The sequence below is a fragment of the Corynebacterium lipophiloflavum DSM 44291 genome (genome assembly GCF_000159635.1).
Lineage (GTDB): Bacteria > Actinomycetota > Actinomycetes > Mycobacteriales > Mycobacteriaceae > Corynebacterium > Corynebacterium lipophiloflavum.
Map to the genome: position 1 here is coordinate 725,541 of NZ_GG667192.1, position 24,187 is coordinate 749,727.

Consider the following 24,187-nt stretch of genomic DNA (forward strand, 5'->3'; position numbering starts at 1 on the left):
AGGTTTCGTTAGCTTTCACGCTGAAAGGGTGGTCACTTATGGCTCGGCACGCATCCGGCAAGAACAACTACGCGCTCTCGGGCGGGGTCATTGCGGCGCTCGTTGCCGCCGTGCTCCTCATCGGCGCCCTGGTCGCGTTCGTGGCCACCCGCGGTGAGAGCGACGCCGTCGCGGTCGATGAGTCCCCCGCATGCGTCGCGGGCGAGCTCTCCCTCCCGGTCGCCGCGACGGATGCGGCTGTCGCCACCTCGCTTATCGACGCCTACGCCAGCGCCAATCCCGTCGTTCGCGACTTCTGCATCACACCCACCCTCGTTGAGTCGATCGCGGACGCGGCTGTCTACATTGCCCCCAACACCCCCGTGGCGCACCAGGAACTGGCCGCCGAGAACCGAACGGCCGCGACGTCCGAGCCGAGCCCCATCTACGCCGAGAAGGTCGGCCTCGCTGGCGTGCAGGCGCCCGAGTCGGCAGCTTCGGTGGAACTGGGCGCGGTCGCCTTCCCTGTCGACGACGAGCCCTCCGCCTCAGCTCTCGTGGCCTCCGCGCTGGCTGCAAGCGACCAGGACGCGGTCAACGCGCTGACCAACCAGCGCGTCGCCACGCTCGACGACGCCCAAGAAAGCGCCGAGTACATTGCCACAACGGAAAGCAGCGTGCCCGAAGGCTTGAGCTTCAGCCCGCTGGACGCCTCAATCGTCTACTCCGCGATCCCGCTCAACCAGGGAGACAACGTCACCGAGGAGCAATCCCGAGCCGGCCAAGACTTCGTTCGCGTCGCCGCGGAAAACTTTTCCGCGCAACCGGTGGATCAACCGACTATTTCGGATCTCGTCTGGGCGGCGGCGACTCCGGGCGGTGGCGAGGAGATTACCCGCAACACTGAAACAGGTGCGACGATTGCCGACGGCGGGCCAACGAACACGCTCTTTCTGCTTGACACCTCCGAGGCCATGGCACCCTACATCGACGTGGCCGCCGAGGGCATTGCGGCGGCAGCTCAATCGGTCGCAGGCGCAGGCCACCAGGTGGCGCTGTGGAACTACTCCTCACCGTTGTCCCCGGGAGTGACACTGGGCTACCGCCGCAACGTCACCTTCACCCCGGACGCAGGCGAGGTCGTGCAATCGGTCAACCGATTCCTCACCGGCGGCCAGCCGCAGACTAGGGAGGCTGTGACGGCGGCTGTGGGTCAGGCGGCGGAAGCACAGCTGCCGAGCCGCGTGGTGGTGGTTACCACCGGCACGGCGGACGGCGGGGATGATGAGGCGTTTGCCCGGGCAGTGACTGACGCGGCGGGCGCGGACGTGAGCGTCTCCGTTGTCCACGTCGGGGAGGGCCAGCAGGACCAGGCACTTCGCGGGGTGAGTTCCTCCGCCGCCGACGCGCCACGCCAGGAGCAGGTTGCCGACGCCATCAAGGCGGCGGCGAGGTTTACGCCCTAGAGCCTAGGAGGTCTTGCGGCGGCGCCGGGCGGCGAGTTCGTCGATGGAGTACACGCCGGCCTCGGCCGTGTCCTCGGAAATGCGCTCCGAGGGGAAGGACGAGATGGTGCCGGTCAGCTCGCGCATGATCTGCGGTACCGCGATGCCGAAAACGCCCTGGCCCCCGCCGAGGAGGTCGATGATCTCCTCGCTGCTGCGGCACTCGTAGACGGTGGTGCCGTCGGACACGAGAGTGATCTCGGCGATGTCGTTGACCCCGCGGTCACGCAGCTTGTCCACCGCGAGTCGAATGTTCTGCAGAGAGATGCCGGTGTCAAGCAGACGCTTGACTATTTTGAGCACGAGAATGTCCTTGAAGGAGTAGAGGCGCTGTGAACCAGAGCCCTTGGCGCCGCGGATCGACGGGCGCACGAGGTTGGTGCGGGCCCAGTAGTCGAGCTGGCGGTACGTGATGCCCGCGACCTGGCAGGCGATGGGTACGCGGTAGCCCACCTCGTCGGAGGGACCCACGTCGAACAAGGTCTCCTGGATCGGGGCTGCGTCGGCAGTCCCCTGAGGCTGGGTGTCGAAGTTCTCGCTCACGTAATTACTCCCATGAAGTTTGGATGTGGGCCTAAGGTTTATTAAATGCCAAGCTTAGGCTGGGGTCAAGCCCCAGGGGTGCAACACGCCGAACTTTAAACCCAAAGTTTACATTTAGGGTTCATCTGTCACACCATTCACATCTCCCCCACCGAGGTCATCCTCGTCGATCCCCAAGTTGCGCATGAGCTGCTCAAACTCATCATCACCCTGCGGTGCGGCCACTTCGACGTCGAGGCGGTCGTCGGCAAGCTCGAGGTCAAACAACTGCGCCGCGTCCTCCGGCGACAGCCACAACGACGCGGTCGAGACCACGGACTCGTCGACTTCAAGCATTAGATCCAGCTCGAGCGCCACCGTGAGCGCGTCGCAAGGGCGCATCTCCACGGAGGTTCCGTCCCGAAAGGAAAGGGCGCAGGCGAACACGCCCTCGTGGTAGCTGGCGAACTCCACGGATTCGGGCCCCACAGCCACGGCTTGGGCCAGCTCGACGAGTGCGTCCGTGGCGTGAGGGCGGTTCGGGTGCCACCCCGCCGCGCGGGCAACCAGGCGCGCGCCTTCAACCGGCGGCAACCAGACCGGCAGACACCGGGACGTGCCCTCGACGACGAGGACTGCGCAGAGGTACTCCTCCGGGCCAAGCGGGTAAACTCCCGCCAAGTGCGCTAGCGCCACGGACGGATCCTCCCTTGTACGGCGCTACTTGCCGTAATTGTTGAGCTCGTTTTTGACCAAGGATGCGTGCAGGGACACCACGAGCGCGGTGAGCTGCTGGCCGATCTCCTCGGCCTTCTGCTGCGCGCTGAGCTGGCGCGACTTCGCCACCGGCTGGGTGACGCGCGCGATCAGGTCCGCCTGGCGGGCCGCTGTCGTGCGCAGCGTTTTCAGGTGCCGCTCGTCGAATCCAAACTCCGCGAGAGTGGCCGCGGTGGACGCAATGTGGACGTCATCTGCCGTGAAGTGTCCCGCCGCATCGGGCGCGATCAGGCCCGTCGCGATCAGCTGGTCCACGACAGCGCCGTCGACTTTCGCCTGCTCGGCGACATCGACGTCCGTGAGCTTGGTCGCAACCGGCGCACGGAAATTCTCCGGGGAAATCATCGGCGTGGCCTCAGCCGGCGAGACGATGGCGGTGATCTGGCCGGAGTCCATCGCCTCGAGCTGCTCGCGAATCACTTTGAGCGGCAGATAGTTATCGCGCTGGGTGACCAGGATGTAGCGCAGCCGGTCGACGTCGGCGACGGTGAAGCGGCGGTAGCCGGACGTGGTGCGCTGCGGGGTGATCAGCCCCTCGGACTCGAGGAAGCGGATCTTCGACACCGTGACGTCGGGAAACTCTTCACGCAGGCGCTCCAAAACAACGCCGATGGACATTGTCTTGGCGGGCTTAGCAGCGGTGGCGGGCTGCTGCGGAGAGGTTTTGCGAATTGCGCTCACGGTGCTCAAACTTCGTACTCAGGCTCGGACGGTTGAAGGCGGGGCTTACTTGTCTTCGGAGATGAAGACGAGACGGAACTTACCAATCTGGATCTCGTCCCCGGCGGCGAGGGTTTGGGAGTTGCGGGGCTCGCGGTTGACGTAGGTGCCGTTGAGCGAGCCCACGTCTACTACCTCGAAGGAACCGTCGTTGCGGCGGAACTCGGCGTGACGGCGCGAGACCGTGACATCGTCGAGAAAGATGTCGGCCTCCGGGTGGCGACCAGCGGTGGTGGTGTCCTGGTCGAGGAGGAAGCGCGCGCCGGCGTTGGGCCCGCGCTTGACAACGAGCAGTGCAGCGCCTTCAGGAAGGTTCTCGGCGCCGGTGGCCGCATTCGACGATGCCGCGCCAGATTCCATTTCCTTCAGCAGGTCTGCGCGGAAAACCGAAGTGGTCTCTACTTGGGTCTCCGGCGCACCAGTGTTCTCGCTCATTATCTCTCCTGACGCTGTTTGTGAATGTCTGCGGATTTCTAAACAACTGCTTGCCATAGTACCGGCATCACGTCCATGGCGGGGGCAATGGCACTCGTTGCGCAACACGTGCAGCTTACAGCCGCGGTGGCTCGCTGCCGAACTCAACCGCTAGCGAAACATGTTGGCCACGCCTGAAATGAAGGAGTTTCCGCTGCCCGCAAGCGGGTTGTCGCTAACCATGTACGTCCAGGTCGCGCTGGGTCGCTTCCACCCGGCGTCGGCGAGGTGCGCACCGGCTTCATCGATCACGACCTCGGCGAAAGTCTGCTCCGCCTTATCGACGGCCCGATTCGCGAGATCCTTGAACTCGCGCACCGCGATCCTGTGATATTCATCAATCGGCGTCTCCCGGGCGACGGCGCGGAGGTGGATTGATTCGCGCACATCGTCCATGAGCGCGAGGTGCTCACTCCACTCGGTGTCGAGGTGGTACAGCATGATCTCGCGCGCGGCCTGGTGCAGCACGTGATCCGGGAGGTGATCCAGTTCAGCGGCGCGCTGTGGGTTGCGGCGCTTGAGCTCCTCCCACGCGGTGGGCGTGTCCAAAAGGTCCGCGCGGCGGGCGTCCAGGATGTCGCGGTGGTCGGCGAGCAGCTTGTTGTACTTCCACGTCTGGGCGTGGATCTCCAGCAACTGCCCTTCGGTGACGCGCCGGCAGTGCTCCACGAAGCTGTGCACCCGCGGATCATCGATGCGCCCGTCCGCGGCGGGTCGCGCGGTCACGGAGCTGTCCGCCCCTCCCGCGACGACCACGTCGTCCTCCAAGGAGACGAAGAACAGGGTCAGACCGGGGTCTCCTTGGCGCCCCGCCCGGCCGCGCAGCTGGTTGTCCAGCCGCGAGGTGCGGTGACGCGCAGTGCCGATCACGGCGAGCCCGCCGAGGTCGACCACCTGGTCGCGCGCCAACTCGTCGGCCCCGCCGAGGCGGATATCGGTGCCGCGTCCCGCCATCTGCGTCGACACCGTAACCCGGCCGACATCGCCGGCCTCGGCAATGATGCGCGCTTCTTCGGCGTCGTTTTTGGCGTTGAGCACGCTGGTCACGATGCCGCGCCGCTCAAGGGCATCCGCCAGCGCCTCCGATTCAGCGACGTCGTGGGTTCCCACAAGCACGGGCTGTCCGCTGGCATTGAGGTTCGCGATCTCGTCGACGATCGCCCTGTTCTTCTCCTCGGCGGTGGCGTAGATCCGGTCCGCCTCGTCGAAACGTTTCGTCGGCGTCGCGCGCTCGATTACGGACACCCCCAACCCGTAGAACGTGCGCAGCTGGTCGGTGGCGTCCACGGCGGTGCCCGTCATGCCGCAGACGACCGGGTAGCGCCGCATCAACGCCTGCAAGGTGATCGAGTCGAGGATTCGGCCGCCCTCGGAGACGGTCAGGCCCTCCTTCGCCTCCACCGCGGCCTGCAACCCGTCCGGCCAGCGCTGGAGTTCGGCGACGCGCCCGCGGGAGGCGTCGACAAGCGAAACCTTGCCCTCGTCGACGATGTAGTGCACGTCGCGGATCAACAGGGCCTTAGCGTGCAGCGCGAGGTTGACGCGCACGAGGGTGTCGCCGACGTGCTCGGCGTCGTAAAGAGAATCGATGCCCAGGGCGCGCTCGACCTTGCGGGCACCGTCGTCGGTCAGCGAGACGTTGCGGCCCTCGGCGTCGATGACGTAGTCGCGCTCGGCGACAAGGTGCGACACCGCCTCGGTGATCTGACCGGTCGCCTGCTGCGTGCCCACGTTGCCGGCGAGCACGAGCGGGACCAGGGCTTCGTCGATAAGCACGCTGTCCGCCTCGTCGACGAGCGCAACGTCCGCTGGGGCCTGGACCGTCTGGCTGCGGTGGGTGATCTGGTTGTCGCGCAGGTGATCGAAACCGACCTCGGCGACCGGCGCGTAGACGACGTCGCAGCGATACGCCGCAACACGCTCGTCGCGTGTCGACGCCTCCGTCACCGCCGCCACGCTTAACCCGAAGAACTCCACAAGCGGTCGCATCCACTGCGCATCGCGGGCCGCGAGGTAGTTGTTCACCGTGATCAGGTGCACGCGCTTGCCGGTCAGCGCGAAACCCGTCGCGGCCATTGCGCCGACCAGCGTTTTACCCTCGCCGGTGTCCATCTGAATGACGTCGCCCTCGAGCAGCCTCAAGACAGCCTGGCTTTGCACGTGAAACGGGGCCATACGCAACGTTCGCGTCGCCGCTTCGGAGAGCCCGGCGAGAAACAGGGGCTTGTCTTCAATGCCCTGGTTGGACACCGCCGAGCGAACGGCGGCAACGACCTCGTTGTCGGGCCGCGCGCTCAGGTCGGCGGCCAGTGCGCCTGCGCGATCGACAATGCCCTTGGACTTCTTGTCGTTGCGCCCATTCGTCGAGCCCATCGCCTTCCAGAACCAGTCGAATGTGCCCATTCGCCTACACCGAAACCTTTCCGCCGACACTTCCGCCGACCATTTCGTCGCCAAGCTGAAGAAAAATTCCCTCGCTCGACTGTACGTCACCGCAACCCTGCGGGGTCACTACCTGCCGATTAGTTCTTCCGTGCGCCCGTGAGATAACCTTGTTGACGTTGTCGCGCACACCGCGACGCATCTATGACCACGGGCTATGGCGCAGTTTGGTAGCGCACTACACTGGGGGTGTAGGGGTCGCAGGTTCAAATCCTGTTAGCCCGACAAATCGGCCGCACTCTTTTTACCAGGGTGCGGCTTTTTCATACCCGGACCTTCAGCGCGCCGGGCTTGATGTCGATCTCTGCGGCGCGCACGAGTCCGACGGGATCGCCGTCGACTTCGAACATTTCCGGCTTCGCGAACTTCACCGTCACCCGCTCCCCCTTTTCGTAGGTCAGCGCGTTCGGGGGGCGCGGAACGTTCATCTGATTGTCGACGTTGCGCGGGTCGCGGTTCCACAAGCGCACGAGCGTATTGACGCCGATGCCGACGCCGATGCGGACCCAGCCCCACGGGCTCCGAGGCGCAATCGCCACGAGGTCGAGGGTGCCGTCGTCCGGGACGGCGTGCGGCAACAGGGGCACGTTGGTGAAGACATCGCCGCAGTTGCCGATGATGAGCGTGTGCAGACGCTTCTTCGCCACGCGTTCACCATCGAAGGTAAAAGTCGCCTTCACGCTGTTGCCGCCCCTGAGCGAGCGCAGCACTCCCGGCACGTACGCGAGCTGGCCGATGCGCTTTTTCAAGCTCTCATCGGTGTTTTCGACCATTTGGGCATCGATGCCCACCCCCGCCATGACAACGAACCGCATCACGTCGTTGGAGAAGTTGTCCCAGTGCAGCCTGGCCTCGCAGATGTCGATGGTGTTGTCTGCGCCGTAGAAGGCACGCTTGACGGAATCCTCCAGATCGAGCGAGAGCGCCAGGTTCCGGGCGAGCAGGTTTCCCGTGCCCGCGGGGATGATGCCCAGCGCCACACCGGTCGACGCCAGGGCGGACGCGACGAGGCGGACGGTGCCGTCGCCACCTGCGGCGAGCACAACGGAGGCACCCGCCTGCGCCGCGGCGGTTGCCTGGGCGTAACCGGAATCTTCCGGGGTGGTTTCCACCCATTCGATGCGCATGTCTGCCGGCGCGTGGGTGGAAACGAGCGAGCGCAGCGCGCGCTCGTTCACCTTGGCGGGGTTGTACACGACGACGGCCTTGTCTCGGTGCTGGGAGTCCACACAGACCAATATATGTTATTAGCCATGAAGCCCAGCCGGAAAGAGTCTCCTACGTTTCGCGACGCAGCGCACAGATCCGCCGCGGCGCACGCGTTTTCCCAGGGTGCGGCTCTGTACGACGACGTTCGCCCAAGCTACCCGCCGGCAATCGCCGGGCTTGTGAGCACCCCCGCCACCGTCGCCGATATCGGCTGCGGCACCGGCAAACTCACTGAAACGCTCCTCGGCCCTGACAGACGCGTTTTCGCCTGCGATCCTTCGGCCGACATGGTCCGGGTCTTCGCCGCGCGCCTGCCGGAGGTCCCCGTGTGGCGCGCCACCGCCGAGGCCACAGCGCTTGCCGACGCCTCCGTCGACGCGCTCACCTGCGCCCAGACGTGGCACTGGGTCGACGCACACGCCGCGAGTAGGGAGGCTGACCGCGTCATTGCCCCGGGCGGGGAACTGCTGCTGTGCTGGAACACCCTTGACGTGCGCCACCCGTGGGTGCTGCGCCTGAGCCGTATCATGCACTCAGGCGACGTGCAGCGCGACGGCTTCTACCCGGAGGTAGCCGCGCCGTGGACTCTCGCGCGCGAGCACCGCGAGACGTGGCTGATGCCGATGGGCACCGATGGACTTTTCGAGCTCATGGCGACGCGCTCGTACTGGCTGCGCGCCAGCGCAGCCACCCGCGAGAAGATGCGCGCCAACCTCTCTTGGTACCTCTTTGAGCGCCTCGGATTCGATCCGGGCCAGGTGTTGCCCATTCCCTACCGCACGGATGCCTTCGTCTACCGCAGGCCGGGCTAGCGCGGTTTCTGGCGGCGCTCCCTGATGCGCACCGCGACCCGGATCGGTGTGCCGTGGTATCCGAAGCGCTCGCGGAACTTGCGCTCGAGGTATCTGCGGTAGCCGGCATCGAGGAACCCGGTGGTAAACAGCACGATTGTCGGCGGGCGGGTGGACACCATCGTGGTGAAGAGCACGCGCGGCAGGCGGTTGTTCTTCATCGGCGGCGGGTTCGCGGCAATCGTCTCTCGTAGCCAGTTGTTGAGCTGGCCGGTGGAGATGCGCTTGTCCCAGTTCTCTAAAGCCTCGGTCATGGCGGCCTCGAGCCGGTGCAGGCCGCGGCCGGTGTCGGCTGAGATGTTGAGTTTGGTCACCCACGGCAGGTGCCCCATCATCTCGTCGAACTCGCGGTCGAAGTAGTAGCGCCGGTCCTCGTCCATCAGGTCCCACTTGTTGAAGCAGATCACCATGGCTTTTCCGGCCTCGAGCACCATGGAAATGACGCGCTGGTCCTGCTCCGAGATCTCTTGGGAGGCGTCGATTAGCACGACGCAGACCTCGGCGGCCTCAATGGTGCCGCGCGTGCGCAGCGACGCGTAGTACTCGTGCCCTCGGGCGTTTTTCACCTTCTTGCGCAGCCCCGCTGTGTCGATGAACTTCCACAGCGCCCCGTCGAGCTGGATCAGCTCATCGACCGGGTCGACGGTGGTGCCGGCGACGTTGTCCACCACGGAACGGTTCGAGCGCGACAGCTTGTTCAGAAGGCTCGACTTGCCCACGTTGGGCCGCCCGACGATGGCCACGCGGCGCGGGCCTTCCGTGATCGAGTCCGCGGCGCGGGGAACGGCCGGGAACAGGCGCAGAATCTCGTCGAGGACATCCGCACCGCCGCGGCCGTGCAACGCCGAGACCGGCCATGGGTCACCGAGGCCGAGGGAGTAAAACTCCGCGACATCGCCCCACTGCGATTCGGATTCGAACTTGTTGGCCACCAGGATGACCGGAACGTCGGCGCGCTGCAGGTTGCGCGCCATCACCGCGTCTGTCTCCGTGATGCCTGTTTGGGAGTCGACAACCATGACGATCACGTCGGAGGTCTCCATCGCGGATTCCGACTGGTGCGCGATCGCGGCGTGGAGGCCGCGTGCATCGGGGTCCCACCCGCCGGTGTCCTGCACCCAGAAGCGGCGCCCATTCCAATCGCTGATGTAACTCACGCGGTCACGGGTCACCCCAGGGTGGTCCTCGACCACGGCTTCGCGACGCCCGATGAAACGGTTGACCAGTGTGGATTTGCCCACGTTCGGCCGCCCTACAATGGAAACGGTGGGGAGCGCCTCTTCCACCATCTCGGGCCCGGCGGCGCCGAATTCCTCTTCGAGCGCGGCCCAATCCTCGTCGTTTAGCTCGGCCTCGCCGAAGTCAGCTTCGCCGAATTCTGAGTCGTCGAACTCCGAATCGTTGAACTCGGAGTCGACGAACTCGGTTTCACATTCTTCGTGCTCGCTCACAGCGCGCTCCTTTCAACCAGGGCGATCAGGGCGGCGAGCACGTCGTCGCGGTCCATCTCGGAGGTGTCGATAATGGTCGCGTCCTCGGCTGGGACGAGCGGGCTGGTGGCGCGCGTGGAGTCGAGCTCGTCGCGGCGCTGCACGTCCGCGAGAACGGTCTCGAAATCCACCTCGCGCCCGGCCGCGATGTCCTGGTCGTAGCGGCGCTTGGCCCGGACCTCCGCTGAGGCCGTCATGAACGCCTTGACGGGTGCGTCGACAAGCACGACGGTGCCAATGTCGCGGCCTTCGACGATCGCGCGGTGCGCCTCGGCCGCAAGCTTGCGCTGCAGAGCGACGAGGTTCTCGCGCACCTGCGGGATGGCGGAGACCGCGGAGACGTTCCGGGTCACCTCGGGGCCGCGGATAATGCCCGAGACGTCCTCGCCGCCGAGGAGGACCTCGGTGGAGTCGGGATCATCCGACACCGTCAAGGGCAATTCGCGGGTGGTCTCTACCACCGCTGCGGCGGCGGCGGGATCGACTCCCGCGCGCAGCACCGCGAGCGTAGCCACCCGGTACATCGCGCCGGTGTCAATGTACGTCGCGTCGAGCTCTTTGGCGAGGCGGCGGCACGTCGTGGACTTGCCGGTCCCAGAAGGGCCATCAACTGCGACGATGAGCCCGCAGCCGGGCATGTTTGAAAGCGCCATCACATTTCCACCGCCTTGTACAGGGAGGTCAGTTCCGCAGCGTTGAGCGCGCGTAGAGACCCCGGCTTCATGTCGCCGAGCTGCACCGTGTGCACCTTGGTGCGCACGAGGCGCTGCACCGGGTGGCCGGCGGCCTTGAGCATGCGTCGCACGATGTGCTTGCGGCCTTCGTGCAGCTCGACGCGGATGATCGACTGGCCGTTGTGGGTGTCGACGATTTGGACGTAGTCGGCCTTGGCGGGGCCGTCGTCAAGCTCGATGCCTTCGCGAAGCTTCTTCACCAGCGCGGGCTTGGCCTCGCCGAGGACGGTCGCCATGTAGGTCTTCGCGATCTCGTAGCGCGGGTGCATCAGGCGGTTCGCTAGCTCGCCGTCGTTGGTCAACAGCAGCAAGCCCTCCGTGTCGGCGTCGAGTCGACCCACGTGGAAGAGTCGCTGGCCCGAGGCCGTGCGCTCCGACAAGTAGCTGCCCACGGAGGTGCGGTCCATCTCGTCTTTCATCGTGGACTGCACGCCGCGCGGTTTGTTGAAGACGAAGTACTCAAGTTCTTCGTTGACGTTGATGCGGGTGCCATCCACCCGGATCACGTCGCGCGAGGGGTCGACGCGCATCCCCTGGGTGGTTACGCGGGTGCCGTTGACCTCGACGCGGCCTTGGGTGATCATGATCTCAGCGTGGCGACGCGAGGCGACGCCCGCTTGGGCGAGCACCTTCTGTAGGCGCACACCCTCGGTGGCTGGTTTCTTGTCCGACGGGTCATCCCACCAGTTGTCCTCGAGCGGGTGAGGGGTGACGTTCTGTTTCTTCGCCGGCTTCGCATAGGAGATGTAGAACGGGTCGTTCTTCTCTCTATCCGGTGTGCCGTCTCGGCGAGCGGGGGGAGTCATAGTTGATCCTTTTGCAAGACTGTATGCGGTTATGAACTCCACCGACCCTACCAGGCATCCTCGATGGAATCGATTTCCGGAAGCAGCGGGGCGAGGTCCGGCAGGCGTTCGAGCGAGTCGATGCCGAGCAGTTCGAGGAACAACTCGGTGGTGACGTAGCGGTGCGCCCCCGTAGCCTCGTCGGGGTCGACCTCGGAGATCAGCCCGCGCAGGGTGAGCGTCCGCATCACGCCATCGACGTTGACGCCGCGCACGCCGGAGACCTGCGCGCGGGTCACCGGCTGGCGGTACGCCACCACCGCGAGCGTCTCAAGCGCCGCGCGAGACAGCGTCGCCTGCGCGCCGTCGACAAGAAAGGCCTCCACGGCGGCGGCGTTCTCCGCCCGCGTGTACAGCCGCCACCCCTCGGCGGTCTCTCGCAGATCCATCCCGCTGCCGCGCGCGTCGAGCTCGGCGGCCCACAGCCGCAGCTGCTTCTCGACGTCCCCGTCACCCGCATCCAACGCCCGCGCCAACGCTTCGACGGGCGCTGGGGAGTCCAGAACCAGCATCACCGACTCCAGCCGCGAGCGCAGCAGCGACACCATTGGCAGACCGTCCATGCGCGCTGATTCTACGTCCAGTTGCTCGCCGCTACGACGGCCGGGTCGACATCGCGGCCGGTCCAGGACACATCCAACGCGCCGAGCGCCTCTTCCTGGCGGGCATCGACGGCACGCGCCTTTAACAGCTCCAGCAGGGCGAGGAACGTCCCCACGATCTCGATGGAGCGGGTGCAGTCCCGTGTCAAAGCGCCGAAGGTGACCCAGTTTTGCGCGCCGGCGAGCTTGAGTGCGGCGAGGATGCGGCCGGCCTGCTCGGGCACGGATACCGCCTGGGCGTGGACGTGGTCGGTGCGCACCTGCTCGGGTGGGCTCGGGCGGAACACGCTCGCCGCGAGCACCGCAAAGCTGGCGGGGGTATGCCCGAGCGAGACCGGGGGGAGCAGGTCGGCGAACTGCTCCTCCATCGACACCGCGCGAGGGTAGCACCGCGCCGCCGTCTTCTGCCACTGGTTGAACTGTTCGGCGACCCGCTGGTAGGCGCGGTACTGCAGCAGCCGTGCGAACAGCAGGTCGCGGGACTCGAGGAGTTCGAGTGTCTCGGCGTCGCTCGTCTCCCCTCTCGGCAGCAGGCGTGCGGCCTTAAGGTCGAGCAGGGTTGCGGCAATAAGTAGGAACTCCGTGACTTCGTCAAGGCCAGAGTGTTGACCTAGCGCGCGGGTGTAGGAGATGAATTCGTCGGTGACCTCAGCGAGCGCTACCTCGGTGACGTCGAGCTTCTTCGAGCTGATCAGGTTGAGCAACAGATCGAACGGGCCCTCGAAGTTGTTCAGCACCAGGGTGAACCCGGTGATCTCGGGCTGCTCCCCCACGGTTAGTTGTCCGTGCGCTCGAGCACCTCGAGCGCGAGGTAGCGGTACTGCTCGGCGCCCTGCGAGCGCGGGGCCCACGTGATGATGGGCTCGCCGGCAACGGAGGTTTCCGGAAACCTCACGGTGCGGGTTATCACGGTGTCGAAGACGGTGTCGCCGAAGACCTCAAGCACCCGGTCCATCACCTCGCGCGCGTGGGAGGTGCGGCGGTCGAACATGGTGACCAGGATGCCCACGATCTCGAGGTCGAAGTTGATGCGGTCGCGCACCTTCTCCACTGTGTCCGTCAGCAGTGCGAGCCCGCGCAGGGAGAAGTATTCGCACTCCATGGGGATGATCACCCCGTGCGAGGCGGCGAGCGCGTTGACGGTGAGCAACCCGAGCGACGGTCCGCAGTCCAGCAGGATGATGTCGTACTCCCCGCGCACCGGGCGAAGCGCCCGGGCCAGGGTATGTTCCCGGCCTACCTCGTTAACGAGCTGAATCTCTGCGGCGGACAGGTCGATGTTAGCCGGCACGAGGTCGAGCCCGGCGACGTTGGAGTGCTTGATCGCGGCGTGGATGCTCGCCGTGTTGTCGAACAGCAGGTCGTAGACGGTGATCTGCTCCTCGTCGTGGGGTACCCCCAACCCGGCCGAGAGGGCACCCTGCGGGTCTAGGTCAACCAGCAGGACTTTACGGCCCAGCTCGGCGAGGCACGCCCCAAGGTTGATGGTGGACGTGGTTTTGCCCACCCCGCCCTTCTGGTTAACCATCGAGATCACCTTCGCGGGGCCGTGGCGGTGCAGCGGCTTAGGCTGGGGAAACTCGCGCAGAGGCCGGCCGGTGAGGCCGACTTTCGCCTCACTGGTGGCATCTGGCTCGAACAACGACTCGCTGGTCATCGCCATCCTTTCCCCTTTGCGCGCCTCGAGCGCACCTCGTGCGCACGAGCATGATGGATCGTGCTTGAAGTCAAGCTTACAACACTGTCATTTAGCCCGTGAACATCTTTCACGCGCGTGGGTGAGCCATCCGCCACACCTCGCGCAGGTTGTCCGCAGTGATGTGGGTGTAAATCTGCGTAGTGGTCACCGAGGCGTGGCCGAGCAGCTCTTGGACGGTGCGCACGTCGGCGCCTCCCTCCAGCAAATGTGTCGCAAAGGAGTGGCGCAGGGTGTGCGGGGAGATGTCCTTGGCAAGTCCCGCGCGCTCGGCCGCATCCTTAATTATTCCCCAGGCGCTTTGGCGAGACAGGGCGGTTCCCCGCCGGTTGAGGAACAGCGCGTACGTCGAGCCCTTCGCCAGCACCGGCCGTCCTCGCACCAGGTACGCATCCACCGCCTCGCGCGCATGCGATCCCAGCGGCACCAACCGTTGCTTGCTGCCTTTGCCGGTGACCGTGAGCACGTCTGCGTCGCTGGCAACGTCATCGACGACTAGGCCCAGCACCTCCGAGACGCGGGCACCGGTGGCGTAAAGCACCTCCAGAAGCGCCTTGTCCCGCAGGTCGCACGGAGTGCGCGTGGGGCAGGCGTCGAGAAGGCGCGCGACCTCATCGATCGACAGCGTATCCGGCAGCTTCTCCCCCGCACTCGGCGGCGCGACCGCGGAAGCGACATCCGCCTGGGTCAGCCCCTCCGCAACGGCGAACTTGTGCAGGCCCCGCGCGACCACGAGCGCCCTGCCCGCCGAGGACGCGGACAGCGGTTTCGCGCGCCCGACCCCGCGGCGCAGGTCGGCGACGTAGGCCTCGACATGGTTCGTGGAGACGTCGTCAAGCCGACTTATGCCCGCGGCCTCGAGCCAGGCGATGTAGCGCTCGACGTCGCGGCGGTAGTTGCTCAAGGTGTTGGCCGCCACGCCGCGCTCCACCGCGAGGTGGTCAAGCCACATCGTGGCTACCTGGAGCAGGTTCATCGGGGCGGGCCTTACGGGAGTTTCTTCAGGTCGCTGCCGCTTCCCGAACGGCGCCGCGCCATCGAGGTGGGCCTGAGGTCAAAGGGTGCGGAGGTGTCGCGTTGCGGCGCCGCACCGTCCGCGACTGCGGCGGCCGCCAAAATCCCGGCGACCGCAATGGCGTTGGTGATCTCGCCTGCAAAGACCCTCGCGCGCGCCTCCGCGAGCGCAACCCACTCCAGCGACATGTCGGCCTCCTCATCGTGCGCCTCCGGGCGATCCACCACGCTGAGGTTGCGCGCGGAAAAGACGCGCACGGCCTCCTCGGCGAACCCGGGCGAGGTGACGAGGTCGACCAGGACACCCCACTCGGAGGCCTCCAACCCGGCCTCCTCGTACAGCTCGCGCTTCGCGCAGTCGAGCTCAGATTCGCCCGCGACATCCAAGATCCCCGCGGGCAGCTCCTGCAGGCGCCGTTTCACCGAGTGGCGGTACTGCGTCACCAGCGCGACCCGGTTGTCGTCGTCGACCGCGACCACCGCCACGGCGCCGAGGTGCTCGACGATTTCACGTTTCGCCTCGCCGCCACCGGGCATGGTGACCGTGTCGCGGCGCAGCGCCAGGATGGGTGCGTCGACAAGCAGCTCGGACGATGTAACGGTGAAGTTGTGCGGCATAGCTGCCTACTGTAGTGCGCCTAGGACAGCTCGTCGCGAAGAGTCAACACGGTATTGACGCGCCCCGCCTCGGTGTCGGCGTAGTCGACGCGGGTAGCACCCTCGCTCTCACCTGCGCCTTCGCCCGCGACAACGAGCGTACCCCCGGCTGCGTTGAAAGCTTGGGCCATCTCAGCGAGCAGGCGGTCGGCGTAACTGGAATCCTGCGCGGGTGGACCCGTCAGCAACACGGCGGCGTCCGCAGCGGCGACGTCTTCGTCGTAGGTGAGAAAACCTGCCTGAGCCAGTGTCTCGAGGAGGAACTCGCGGTCAGTGGCGGTTGCCTCCCCCAGTGCCGCGGCGAACGCCTCGCCTGCGTGGACGCCGGGCGAGCGGTTGTCCACGGAGAGTTGAGCTCCGGCGGGCAGGGTGCTGGAGATGATGGTGCTCAGCTCGTTCGCCGCGTCCTGGGAGGTGAACTTGTCGGTCAAGGTGATCGTGCCGGCGTTGTCCGCACCCGCGGTGTTGATCAGCCAGTGCTGCTTGTCCGCGCTGTCGTCGTCGACGCCCGCCGCGCGTATCATCACGATCGCTGTGCCCTCGAGCTCGCCGGCGACCATTTCCTCGGCCTGCGTCGCCAGTACCTCGTTCGCCGCGGCGGCTTCAGCCTCGGCGGACTGCGCGCGCGGGTCAAGGCCTTGGGGCTCGCTTGTCGACGCCCCACCCAACGCCGCCATCGCGGGCGCGATCAGCAGCACCCCGAGAGCAAGGCCGGCGGCGAGGCCCCATCCGAGGCCCGCGGCGACAAATCCCGGGCTTGATGTCTTCTGCCTCATTTAGCTAAACCACCCCTGCACGCGCAGCGCGATCTGGTTCCAGGTGTCGACCAGGTTGTCCGTGAACTCCCCCGGCCCGCCGAGACCGACGATGAGGATCACCGTCGCCAGCGCAACCAGGATTCCGAGGATCGCCCACGCCCAGGCCACGCCCGACCCGGAGGTTGTGCGGTAGAGGTTTTCAATCGCGGTCGAGTCGACGAGGCGCCCACCAGCCTTTAGGCGCGTGAGCAGTGCCGCCGGGGAGGCGTCAGCCGGGTTGGCGAAGATGGTGTCGAGGTCGACCGGGTCGCCGATGGTGACGATCATCTCGGCGTTGTGGAAGGTCGCCAGCAGGATCGCCAGGTCAGTCGAGGAGTTCGTCGCTGCCGGGAAGGTCATCGCCCCCACGCCCAGGTCCTGGATGCGTTCGAGACCCACCGCGTGCCCGTCGGGATCGGCGGGCAAGATCACGCGGGCATGACCGCGCAGGCTCTCCGCGGAGATGTCCACGGGGTCGCCGACGATGAAGTCCGGGTTGTAGCCAAGGTCCACCAGGGTGTCGGCGGCAGCACCCACGCCGATGATGACCGGGGCGTATTCCCGGATGAAGTTGCGCAGGTTCTCAATCCTCGTGCGCAACTCGCCGCTTTCGCCGGTCAGCGGGGAGACAACGAGGACCTTCTGCCCCGCCATGGATTCACCCAGCTCGGGCACTCCCACGCCGTCGATGAGCAGCGGCGATTCCGAGTGGATGAACTGAATCGTGTTCCCGAAGTAGGCCTCCATGTTGTCCACGAGGCTGCGCTGCGCGGCGGCGAAGTTCGCATCGACTGCGGCGCGGTCGACGAAAGCTCCTGTGCCGATCCGCTTCTTGCCGACCGAAATCGTGCCATCGGCCTCGATGGTGCCCTTCTTCCCGCTGCGCAGCACCGAGCGAGCTTCGGCGCCAGCGCCCTCGACGAGCGGAACCCCGGCGTCGAGCAGCACGTGGGGGCCGTAGTTGGGAATGGAGCCTGTTGAAAAGCTCGCGAGGTTGACTACCGCGGCGGGCTTGGCGCTAGCAAGCAGCTCGGCCTCGCGCCGCGTCATGTCGGGCGAATCAACGACGGCGATGTCGCCTGCGGAGAGTTTTCCCAAGCCCTTGCCCTGAGGCGTGCAATCGCGGATGCGTCCGGTGAGACCGGTGGTGCCCGAATTGGAAGCGTTGACAGTCATGCGCGACATTATGCACGTACAACCTGCAGATTTGTCCGAGGCGCGCGGTGGTTACTCCCGCATTTTTGCAACGTCCTCCGCCGCACGTTGCAAAAGCTCCGCGGCGTGAGCCCTGCCGGTCGCGGAGTCATCCATTCCCGCGAGCATGCGCGCTAGCTCCTCGACCCGGTCGTCGCCGCTAAGTTCGACAACGCCTGAGGTTACCGAGTCGTCGCCGACGTTTTTCGCCACGTGCAAGTGGGTGTCCGCGTACGCCGCGACCTGCGGCAGGTGCGTGACGACGATGACCTGGTTATTGGTTGCCAGCCGCGCGAGGCGGCGGCCGATCTGGACCGCGGACCGCCCACCCACGCCCGCGTCAACCTCGTCGAACACGAGCGTCGCGCCGCTGGTCGAGCCACTCAAAATGACCTCGAGGGCGAGCATCACGCGCGAGAGCTCGCCGCCTGACGCACTGGTTGCCAACGGCTGCGGCTCAAGCGCCGAGTTGGGCGCCAGCTTCAGCTCCACGGCATCGGCACCGTCTCGGGTGAAGTCGCTTTTGTGAACCGCAACGCTTAGGCGCGCCTTGGGCATCGCCAGGCCCTGGAGCTCTACTGTGACCATCTCGCCGAGCTCCTGCGCCGCCGCCACCCGCGCCTTCGTCAGCGTCGCCGCGCGGGCGACCATCTCCTGCTTCAAGGCGGCGACTTCTGAGCGGAGTTCCTCAACGGCCTGAGCGGAGGTGTCGATCTTGGCCAGGCGCTTCGCCGCCTTCGCACGCCAGGCGATCACCCCGGCGACATCAGGCGCGTACTTGCGCGTCAGCATCTTCAGCTCCTGTTGACGCTGCAACATGCGTTCGAGTTCGTCGATGTCGTCGGGCAAGTCGGCGACGAAGCTACCGAGTTCCGCGGAGACGTCGGAGAGCACCGCAGCAACCTCGCCCAAGCGAGACCCCAGTTCCTTCAACGAGGCGTCGCTGGAAGATGACAAGGCGTCGGCGGCGACGCCCACCAGAGTGGAGGCGGCCGCGTCGTCGCCGGCGGCGTAACCCCCGGCGGCTTCGGCGCCGTCGATTGCGGCCAGCGCGGCTCCCGCGGCATCACGCAGCGCATCCACGTCTTGCAGACGATTGATCTCGGTGACAAGTTCCGTGTCCTCACCCTCTGCGGGGGCGACCTCGTCGATCTCCGCGATCGCGAAAGTGAGCTGGTCAACCTCTTGGGCAAGTTCGCGCCGCTTTTCGGTGCGGTCCCTCAGGTCTTTGTCCGCTTCGCGCCACGCCGACCACGCCGCGCGGTAGGCGTCGAGCTTCGCGCCGATCGTTGGATCGAAGCGGTCGAGCGCCGCCAGCTGCTGATCCGGCGACATGAGTCGGAGCTGGTCGTTTTGGCCGTGGATGGTCAACAGGTGCCCGGTGAACTCGCCCAGGGTCGCGGCCGGGACCGTACGCCCGCTGATGTGGGCCTTCGATCTGCCGGTCGCCCGCACCGAGCGCGACACAACGTATTCGCCGTTTTCGTCGGCCTCGGCACCCGCGCCCTCTGCCACGGCGGCAGCAGCTCCAGCCTGCGCGGCATCGAGCCCGCTGACACTGAACGCGCCCTCGATGACAGCCTGCTCAGTGCCGGTGCGAACCAGCGACGCCTCGGCACGCCGGCCGGTGAGCAAGCGCAACCCGCTTACCACCATGGTCTTACCCGCTCCTGTTTCACCGGTGAGCACGGTCAAGCCAGCGGACAGCTCCGCGGTGGCTCGCGGGATGACCCCCAGGTTGGTGATCGTGATTTCTGCGAGCATGGAGTTCTACTTCTTCAAGGGCCCACGCCACCCGGACACCGGCAGCTGGAACTTATGCACGAGACGATCGGTGAAGGGATGCTCGTCGAGGCGCACCCACCGCACCGGGCGGCGGCCGCGAACCGCTTCAACGCGCGATCCCGGCGGCATTTCAATGGTGCGGAACCCGTCGAGAACCACGTTCGCCTCGCCGGTGCGCGCCTCCGATTCGACCGCCACCATAGAGCGCGGAGAGACGACCAGCGGCTTGGTGAAGAGGGCGTGAGCGTTGTTGGGCACGACGAGCAGCGCCTCGACCTCGGGCCACAGCACCGGTCCACCGGCCGCGAACGCGTAGGCGGTCGAACCTGTCGGGGTGGAGATGAGCACGCCGTCGCAACCAAACGATGACACCGGTCGGTAATCCACCTCCAGGATGGCGTCCATGACGCGGGTCCGGTTGACGTTTTCGATGCTGGCCTCGTTGAGCGCCCAGCCCTTGCCGATCTCGTTGTTGTCGGCGCCGGTGACGACAACGTCGATGGTCATCCGGTCTTCGATGCGGTAGGTCCGATCAATGACGCGGCCGATCGCCTCGTCGAGGCTTTCTTGCTCCCACTCCGCGAGGAACCCGACATGGCCCAAGTTGATGCCTAGCACGGGTACGTCCTGCTCGTGGGCGTAGTTCGCAGCGCGTAAGAAGGTGCCATCGCCACCGAGCACCAGCACGAGCTCGCAGCCGGCGGCGGCTTCGGGTCCGTCCTCCGCCCGGTCGAGCTCCTGCAGTGCCGGCTCTTCATCAACGGGGCCCATCCGCCCTTGGTCGAGCAGGCGGACCTCAATGCCGGCCTGGGATAAAAGCTCGGCGGCACGAGCGGCGGCGGAGATGTTGCCCGCGCGGTAGGTGTGCGGGACAAGCAGAATCGTGCGCTCGATGATACCGGTCATAGTCTTACTTAAGGTCCTTCCTCGACGGCGCGTGCCACCAGTGCGGTCAGTGTGTCGTCGTCAAGCACGGATGCTTGCGCATCTTTGACGAGCCATAGAAAATATTCTACGTTGCCGCTCGGGCCGGGCAGCGGCGAGGCAACCACGTCGCGAAGGCTCAGCCCCAGCGACTGGGCAAACTGCGCCACGTGGGCGGTCACCTCGGCGCGCAACTGCGGCGAACGAACGACACCGCCGCTGCCAAGACGCTCCTTGCCTACCTCGAACTGCGGCTTGACCATGGGTAATAGGTCCGCACCGGGCGCCATGCACTCGGCGATGGCCGGCAGCACGAGCTTCAGCGAAATAAAGCTCAGGTCGCCCACCATCAGGTCCGCTTGCCCGCCCATCATCTCCGGGGTCAGGTGCCGGATGTTCGTGCGGTCAAGCACCCGCACCCGCGGATCGTTTTGCAGCCGCCACACGAGTTGGCCGTAACCCACATCCACGGCGACGACCTCACGCGCGCCCTTTGCCAGCAACACGTCAGTAAACCCGCCCGTCGAAGCGCCAGCGTCAAGCGCGCGCCGCTTCTCGACGCCCAACCCACGCGCCTCAAAGACCTCCAACGCCCCAAGGAGCTTGTGCGCCCCTCGCGATGCCCATTCGTCTGCGTCTTCGACGTTGATCTTGATGGAGACTTCCGGCTCCACCACTGTGGCCGGTTTTTTGGCGACGAAACCAGCGACCTCGACCCGGCCCTGCTTAATCCAGTCCTGCGCCTGCTCGCGCGAGCGCGCGAGTTTGCGACGAACGATCTCGGCATCGAGTCGTCTACGTCCTGGAGCCATGTCAGCGACCTCCTTTTACGAGCCAGCTAGTCGGCGTTGAGAGCGTGATTGAGAACCTGGTGGGCCCTGCGGAGTTGGTCGGCCTCCTCCGCGAGCGAGCCAACCGGCTCCGCGAGAATTTCCGCGATGCGTTGGGAGACCTCCTCGGCGGTGGTGTGCACTTTGCGTGGGTCGCGCGGCAGCGGCGACGGGTTTACCACCACGTTGAGGTCGCCTCCTCCGCGGCGTCCGAATTGGGGCGCACGAGCTGCGGCGGTTCGTCCATGAGCCACCCGACTTCGAGAACCGTGCGCAGGGCCTCAATGCCGGTTGCGCCCGGGTTTCCATGGCTCAGGATGATGTCCTTGCCGTCGATGCGCGCCGAGAAACCTCCCTGAGCACGCGGCTTCAGGCTTTCTGGGTCATGTCCGAGTGCCGCCATACCCTCCGCGATAAACGTGGGGCGAAACTCCTTTGGAGCCCCCAACAGCGCCAACGGACCCGAGACGCCGGTCAGGACGTGCAGCACCGGGATCCCCGCAGCAACTGCCCCGGCAATGTCTGTGTCTAACCGGTCCCCGACCGCCAAGGGACGTTTCGCCCCGACACGCTGTGCCGCGTGCAGAAACATCGCCGGCTCAGGCTTGCCGGCCGACGCCGGAACCACGCCCGTCGCCGAGGTCACCGCCGCGACCATTGAGCCGTTGCCGACGAGCAAACCACGCTCCGACGGCAGCGTGGTATCCAGGTTGGACACAACATAGCGCGCACCATTTGCGATGGCGAGTGCCGCCTCCGACAACTGTGCCCACCCAGTCTCCGGGTTGTGTCCCTGCAACACCGCCACCGGAGACTCGTCAGCGGAATCGACAACCCGGAAACCAGCCTCACGGACCAGATCCTTGAACGAAGGCGCACCCACCACGAGGACAGGGTCGCCGACGTTGAGGTCCTCACTGACGAGCGAAACGGCGGCCTGGGCCGAGGTCACGACGTCCTCGGGGCCGGCATTCAGACCCACCGCGCGTAGCTTCGCGGCGACGTCAACAGGGCCGCGGGAAGCGTTGTTCGTGATGTACAACGCGGGAAGCTTGGACGCGACAATCGCCTCAACGGAGCCAGGCAACGCCAGCTCACCGGCCCACACTGTGCCGTCGAGATCGAGCAGGAGGGCGTCGAAAAGCGAGCTCAAAGTCATAGAGCTCACCCTAGCTAAGCTCCTCGACACGGGCCGCGGCATCCGTCATCTCGTCCTGGTCGATCTCTACGACGTGCTCGAACCACTTCTTGGCCTCCGCGTCGCGACCGAGCGCAAGCAACGCGTCGGCGTACGCGTAGGCGAGGCGCGCAGACTCCGGGTCCCGCGACTCCAGCGAGGGATTAAGTCGCTGCAACGTGGCCAGAGCGGCCTCGTGCTGCCCAAGATCGTGGCGGGCACCAGCGAGAACAATGCCGAGCTCAATCTTGCCCGCAGCATCCAGCTGCTCTGACTCCGGCCCGCGACCGATTTCGAGCGCCTTCTCCGGGCGGCCAAGACCGCGCTCAGCATCCGCCATCACTGCAAGCAGCCCCGGACCACCAGAGATGCGCCGCGCCGCGCGCAGTTCCGCCAACGCCTCCTTCCACTCCCCGGCGTGGTAGGCGACGATGCCGTTAGTCTCGCGCACAACACCAACGCGGCCAGCACGGTTTTTCGCCGCGCGGGCGTGACGAAGTGCGGCCTGGGGATCGTCGGCAAGCAAGCTCGTAGCCATGATCATATGCTTCGCTACACGATCGGCATTGTCCTTCGACAACACACGCAGATCCTGCAGCACGGATCGATCAAGACCCCGCACATCAATATCGTCGGGAAGATCAGGCTCCGAAAGCTTCTGGTTCATTCGGTCTTCCCGGAAACCCTGGCGCTGCGGATTAAAACCATCCCTGCGCTCACGGCGATCATCGCGGCCACGTCGCGCGCCCTGCCCGCGCTGCGAATCACGGCCACGACCGCCGCCCGAACGACCGCGGCCGTCGCGAGAGTGCGAACCTGTATTTTCTGCCATTAAATGCCCTTCCTAAGCGTCTCGCCCATTATAGGTTGTGCTCCCTAACGCGCCTGAACGCGCTGCGCCAAATCGGTTCGCCGCGTTCGCTATGCCCGGTTGGTGTCTCAGGGACCCGCATCTGTTGTTGCGGAGGTACTGGCTTTCCAATATGCGTACCATTGCTTCAGCTTCTCGACGCCCGATTCGGCACCTTCCCATTGAGTTTGCGGAGTCAGTATTGCGGACTGGAGACGGTATTGGGGACAACTCGGGTGTCCGTGGTGGAGCGAGTCCTGGTTCCTCGAGACTCTGCCGTGCCGGAGCACGCAATGCGGACTCGACTCTGCAACGGCGGGGTCGGCGGAGTCCGCAATGCGGACTCTTCGCAGTTGACAGACCGGCCGGTACGAGGAAGCCACAGCAACAATTAGCTCTCCCCCGCTTTGCCGCGGCGCAGTCCGTAGTGTCCGCATTGCGGACTGGCGACGATCGGGGGAAGCAGCCGAAGCAGCCAAGTAAAAACAATCGTTGGCCCTCCCCGACTCTGCCACGGCGGGGTCCGCAATGCGGACTGAAAGCGATCGAGAGAGAAGCCGAAACGAGGAAGTCAATGCGGTCGCCGACTCTTCTCTATTCTGCCGTGGGAGAGCCGGTGGAGTCCGCAATGCGGACTCACGATGATTGGGGAACTACCCGGACCACCAGGCAAGAAAGCCCTGGGCGTTGTTAGACTCTGCCGTGGCGGAGTTTGTGGAGTCCGCAATGCGGACTGCAAGCGATCGAGAGAGCAGCAGAAACGAGGAAGCCGCAGCAACCGTTGCCTGTCCCCGTCTCTGCCGCGGCGGAGTTGGCGGTGTCCGCAATGCGGACTCACTGCGGTTGAAAGTCCAGCCGGAACGAGGAAGCCACAGCAACCGTTGCCTGTCCCCGACTCTGCGACGGCGGAGTCGGTGGTGTCCGCACTACGGACTGGTGTCAGTTGAGAGACCAGCCGGAACGAGGAAGCCACAGCAACCGTTGCCTGTCCCCGTCTCTGCCGTAGTGGAGTGGGTGGTGTCCGCAATGCGGATTTGACACTGTCGTGGCGCAGTGGGTGGGGGTACGCAGAAAGCAGCCGCACCCCCCTGTGTGTTGTTTGGGGGGTGTGGC

The 24,187-nt window shown here is 65.8% G+C and carries 25 protein-coding genes and 1 tRNA gene; 4 read left to right on the forward strand and 22 right to left on the reverse strand.

The genetic code is table 11. The features are described from left to right. Positions 1 to 38 precede the first annotated feature (38 nt). Positions 39 to 1,445 carry a VWA domain-containing protein gene (locus HMPREF0298_RS11585; protein ID WP_006840353.1) on the forward strand — a complete coding sequence of 469 codons (1,407 nt, stop codon included), beginning with the start codon at positions 39 to 41 and terminating at the stop codon, positions 1,443 to 1,445. A gap of 3 nt (positions 1,446 to 1,448) precedes the next feature. Here HMPREF0298_RS11585 and HMPREF0298_RS06610 read toward each other — a convergent pair whose 3' ends face one another. The 5 genes from HMPREF0298_RS06610 to secA2 form a co-directional block, all read right to left on the reverse strand. Continuing rightward, positions 1,449 to 2,027: a MerR family transcriptional regulator gene (locus HMPREF0298_RS06610; RefSeq protein WP_006840354.1), complete on the reverse strand. Its 579-nt coding sequence runs from the start codon at positions 2,025 to 2,027 to the stop codon at positions 1,449 to 1,451. 114 nt (positions 2,028 to 2,141) lie between these two features. Then, on the reverse strand, positions 2,142 to 2,702 hold the full coding sequence (locus HMPREF0298_RS06615; RefSeq protein WP_006840355.1) for a bifunctional nuclease domain-containing protein: 561 nt from the start codon (positions 2,700 to 2,702) through the stop codon (positions 2,142 to 2,144). Between the two features lie 24 nt (positions 2,703 to 2,726). Further along, on the reverse strand, positions 2,727 to 3,464 hold the full coding sequence (gene ftsR / locus HMPREF0298_RS06620; RefSeq protein ID WP_006840356.1) for a transcriptional regulator FtsR: 738 nt from the start codon (positions 3,462 to 3,464) through the stop codon (positions 2,727 to 2,729). Positions 3,465 to 3,509: 45 nt separating this feature from the next. Further along, positions 3,510 to 3,938, reverse strand: coding sequence for an oxoglutarate dehydrogenase inhibitor Odhl (gene odhI / locus HMPREF0298_RS06625; RefSeq protein ID WP_006840357.1), 429 nt, complete (start codon positions 3,936 to 3,938; stop codon positions 3,510 to 3,512). A gap of 150 nt (positions 3,939 to 4,088) precedes the next feature. Further along, positions 4,089 to 6,380, reverse strand: coding sequence for an accessory Sec system translocase SecA2 (gene secA2 / locus HMPREF0298_RS06630; protein WP_006840358.1), 2,292 nt, complete (start codon positions 6,378 to 6,380; stop codon positions 4,089 to 4,091). A 190-nt stretch (positions 6,381 to 6,570) separates the two neighbouring features. On the opposite strand from secA2, the gene HMPREF0298_RS06635 reads away from it, so the two are divergent. Beyond that, positions 6,571 to 6,644 (forward strand) — tRNA-Pro (locus tag HMPREF0298_RS06635). A 38-nt stretch (positions 6,645 to 6,682) separates the two neighbouring features. On the opposite strand, the gene HMPREF0298_RS06640 is transcribed toward HMPREF0298_RS06635, so the two are convergent. Beyond that, positions 6,683 to 7,648, reverse strand: coding sequence for a diacylglycerol/lipid kinase family protein (locus HMPREF0298_RS06640; RefSeq protein WP_006840360.1), 966 nt, complete (start codon positions 7,646 to 7,648; stop codon positions 6,683 to 6,685). 24 nt (positions 7,649 to 7,672) lie between these two features. Here HMPREF0298_RS06640 and HMPREF0298_RS06645 point away from each other — a divergent pair, with 24 nt between their 5' ends. Beyond that, complete coding sequence (locus HMPREF0298_RS06645) at positions 7,673 to 8,440, forward strand: class I SAM-dependent methyltransferase (RefSeq protein WP_157464390.1); 768 nt, start codon at positions 7,673 to 7,675, stop codon at positions 8,438 to 8,440. Here HMPREF0298_RS06645 and der read toward each other — a convergent pair. The 16 genes from der to HMPREF0298_RS06720 form a co-directional block, all read right to left on the reverse strand. After that, positions 8,437 to 9,930 carry a ribosome biogenesis GTPase Der gene (gene der / locus HMPREF0298_RS06650; RefSeq protein ID WP_006840362.1) on the reverse strand — a complete coding sequence of 498 codons (1,494 nt, stop codon included), beginning with the start codon at positions 9,928 to 9,930 and terminating at the stop codon, positions 8,437 to 8,439. The genes HMPREF0298_RS06645 and der overlap by 4 nt on opposite strands. Beyond that, positions 9,927 to 10,622, reverse strand: a complete 696-nt coding sequence (cmk, locus tag HMPREF0298_RS06655; protein WP_040422603.1) for a (d)CMP kinase — start codon at positions 10,620 to 10,622, stop codon at positions 9,927 to 9,929. Before cmk ends, der begins: the two co-directional genes overlap by 4 nt. Then, the gene (locus HMPREF0298_RS06660) at positions 10,622 to 11,509 is read right to left on the reverse strand and encodes a pseudouridine synthase (RefSeq protein WP_006840364.1); all 888 of its coding nucleotides are present in this window, start codon (positions 11,507 to 11,509) and stop codon (positions 10,622 to 10,624) included. Before HMPREF0298_RS06660 ends, cmk begins: the two co-directional genes overlap by 1 nt. Positions 11,510 to 11,556: 47 nt before the next feature. After that, positions 11,557 to 12,111 (reverse strand): SMC-Scp complex subunit ScpB, encoded by a 555-nt coding sequence (gene scpB / locus HMPREF0298_RS06665; RefSeq protein ID WP_006840365.1) that lies wholly within the window; start codon positions 12,109 to 12,111, stop codon positions 11,557 to 11,559. A gap of 11 nt (positions 12,112 to 12,122) precedes the next feature. After that, positions 12,123 to 12,923, reverse strand: a complete 801-nt coding sequence (locus HMPREF0298_RS06670) for a segregation and condensation protein A (protein ID WP_006840366.1) — start codon at positions 12,921 to 12,923, stop codon at positions 12,123 to 12,125. Between the two features lie 2 nt (positions 12,924 to 12,925). Further along, a complete protein-coding gene (locus HMPREF0298_RS06675; protein WP_040422771.1) occupies positions 12,926 to 13,807 on the reverse strand; it encodes a ParA family protein in 882 nt (293 codons plus the stop codon). Positions 13,808 to 13,916: 109 nt separating this feature from the next. Continuing rightward, positions 13,917 to 14,822 carry a site-specific tyrosine recombinase XerD gene (xerD, locus tag HMPREF0298_RS06680; protein WP_006840368.1) on the reverse strand — a complete coding sequence of 302 codons (906 nt, stop codon included), beginning with the start codon at positions 14,820 to 14,822 and terminating at the stop codon, positions 13,917 to 13,919. Positions 14,823 to 14,833: 11 nt separating this feature from the next. Next, positions 14,834 to 15,478 carry an NUDIX domain-containing protein gene (locus tag HMPREF0298_RS06685; RefSeq protein WP_006840369.1) on the reverse strand — a complete coding sequence of 215 codons (645 nt, stop codon included), beginning with the start codon at positions 15,476 to 15,478 and terminating at the stop codon, positions 14,834 to 14,836. Between the two features lie 20 nt (positions 15,479 to 15,498). Beyond that, positions 15,499 to 16,293, reverse strand: coding sequence for a copper transporter (locus tag HMPREF0298_RS06690; protein WP_006840370.1), 795 nt, complete (start codon positions 16,291 to 16,293; stop codon positions 15,499 to 15,501). Beyond that, complete coding sequence (gene steA / locus HMPREF0298_RS06695; RefSeq protein ID WP_006840371.1) at positions 16,294 to 17,499, reverse strand: putative cytokinetic ring protein SteA; 1,206 nt, start codon at positions 17,497 to 17,499, stop codon at positions 16,294 to 16,296. It abuts the gene before it with no gap. A 42-nt stretch (positions 17,500 to 17,541) separates the two neighbouring features. After that, complete coding sequence (gene recN / locus HMPREF0298_RS06700; RefSeq protein ID WP_006840372.1) at positions 17,542 to 19,272, reverse strand: DNA repair protein RecN; 1,731 nt, start codon at positions 19,270 to 19,272, stop codon at positions 17,542 to 17,544. Positions 19,273 to 19,278: 6 nt separating this feature from the next. Then, positions 19,279 to 20,199: an NAD kinase gene (locus tag HMPREF0298_RS06705; protein ID WP_006840373.1), complete on the reverse strand. Its 921-nt coding sequence runs from the start codon at positions 20,197 to 20,199 to the stop codon at positions 19,279 to 19,281. A gap of 8 nt (positions 20,200 to 20,207) precedes the next feature. Further along, on the reverse strand, positions 20,208 to 21,029 hold the full coding sequence (locus HMPREF0298_RS06710; protein WP_006840374.1) for a TlyA family RNA methyltransferase: 822 nt from the start codon (positions 21,027 to 21,029) through the stop codon (positions 20,208 to 20,210). Between the two features lie 26 nt (positions 21,030 to 21,055). After that, complete coding sequence (locus HMPREF0298_RS12195; protein WP_157464391.1) at positions 21,056 to 21,232, reverse strand: hypothetical protein; 177 nt, start codon at positions 21,230 to 21,232, stop codon at positions 21,056 to 21,058. Beyond that, on the reverse strand, positions 21,223 to 22,206 hold the full coding sequence (locus HMPREF0298_RS06715) for an HAD-IIA family hydrolase (RefSeq protein ID WP_040422605.1): 984 nt from the start codon (positions 22,204 to 22,206) through the stop codon (positions 21,223 to 21,225). The genes HMPREF0298_RS12195 and HMPREF0298_RS06715 overlap by 10 nt, the downstream gene beginning before the upstream one ends. 10 nt (positions 22,207 to 22,216) lie before the next feature. Next, entirely contained in the window at positions 22,217 to 22,762 is a 546-nt protein-coding gene (locus HMPREF0298_RS06720) for a tetratricopeptide repeat protein (RefSeq protein WP_245527453.1), read from the reverse strand. A 6-nt stretch (positions 22,763 to 22,768) separates the two neighbouring features. On the opposite strand from HMPREF0298_RS06720, the gene HMPREF0298_RS12700 reads away from it, so the two are divergent. Continuing rightward, positions 22,769 to 23,059 carry a hypothetical protein gene (locus HMPREF0298_RS12700; RefSeq protein WP_245527454.1) on the forward strand — a complete coding sequence of 97 codons (291 nt, stop codon included), beginning with the start codon at positions 22,769 to 22,771 and terminating at the stop codon, positions 23,057 to 23,059. Positions 23,060 to 24,187 lie beyond the last annotated feature (1,128 nt).

Bases quoted from the DNA above. Each gene is read 5' to 3' on its own strand.
- HMPREF0298_RS06675 (WP_040422771.1), bottom strand. From the start codon at position 13,807: ATGACCAGCGAGTCGTTGTTCGAGCCAGATGCCACCAGTGAGGCGAAA.
- HMPREF0298_RS06685 (WP_006840369.1), bottom strand. From the start codon at position 15,478: ATGCCGCACAACTTCACCGTTACATCGTCCGAGCTGCTTGTCGACGCA.
- HMPREF0298_RS12700 (WP_245527454.1), top strand. From the start codon at position 22,769: ATGCTTCGCTACACGATCGGCATTGTCCTTCGACAACACACGCAGATC.
- recN (WP_006840372.1), bottom strand. From the start codon at position 19,272: ATGCTCGCAGAAATCACGATCACCAACCTGGGGGTCATCCCGCGAGCC.
- secA2 (WP_006840358.1), bottom strand. From the start codon at position 6,380: ATGGGCACATTCGACTGGTTCTGGAAGGCGATGGGCTCGACGAATGGG.
- HMPREF0298_RS06715 (WP_040422605.1), bottom strand. From the start codon at position 22,206: ATGACTTTGAGCTCGCTTTTCGACGCCCTCCTGCTCGATCTCGACGGC.
- HMPREF0298_RS06645 (WP_157464390.1), top strand. From the start codon at position 7,673: ATGAAGCCCAGCCGGAAAGAGTCTCCTACGTTTCGCGACGCAGCGCAC.
- HMPREF0298_RS06720 (WP_245527453.1), bottom strand. From the start codon at position 22,762: ATGGCTACGAGCTTGCTTGCCGACGATCCCCAGGCCGCACTTCGTCAC.
- xerD (WP_006840368.1), bottom strand. From the start codon at position 14,822: ATGAACCTGCTCCAGGTAGCCACGATGTGGCTTGACCACCTCGCGGTG.
- cmk (WP_040422603.1), bottom strand. From the start codon at position 10,622: ATGGCGCTTTCAAACATGCCCGGCTGCGGGCTCATCGTCGCAGTTGAT.
- HMPREF0298_RS06690 (WP_006840370.1), bottom strand. From the start codon at position 16,293: ATGAGGCAGAAGACATCAAGCCCGGGATTTGTCGCCGCGGGCCTCGGA.
- HMPREF0298_RS11585 (WP_006840353.1), top strand. From the start codon at position 39: ATGGCTCGGCACGCATCCGGCAAGAACAACTACGCGCTCTCGGGCGGG.
- HMPREF0298_RS06660 (WP_006840364.1), bottom strand. From the start codon at position 11,509: ATGACTCCCCCCGCTCGCCGAGACGGCACACCGGATAGAGAGAAGAAC.
- scpB (WP_006840365.1), bottom strand. From the start codon at position 12,111: ATGGACGGTCTGCCAATGGTGTCGCTGCTGCGCTCGCGGCTGGAGTCG.
- odhI (WP_006840357.1), bottom strand. From the start codon at position 3,938: ATGAGCGAGAACACTGGTGCGCCGGAGACCCAAGTAGAGACCACTTCG.
- HMPREF0298_RS06705 (WP_006840373.1), bottom strand. From the start codon at position 20,199: ATGACCGGTATCATCGAGCGCACGATTCTGCTTGTCCCGCACACCTAC.
- HMPREF0298_RS06710 (WP_006840374.1), bottom strand. From the start codon at position 21,029: ATGGCTCCAGGACGTAGACGACTCGATGCCGAGATCGTTCGTCGCAAA.
- steA (WP_006840371.1), bottom strand. From the start codon at position 17,499: ATGTCGCGCATGACTGTCAACGCTTCCAATTCGGGCACCACCGGTCTC.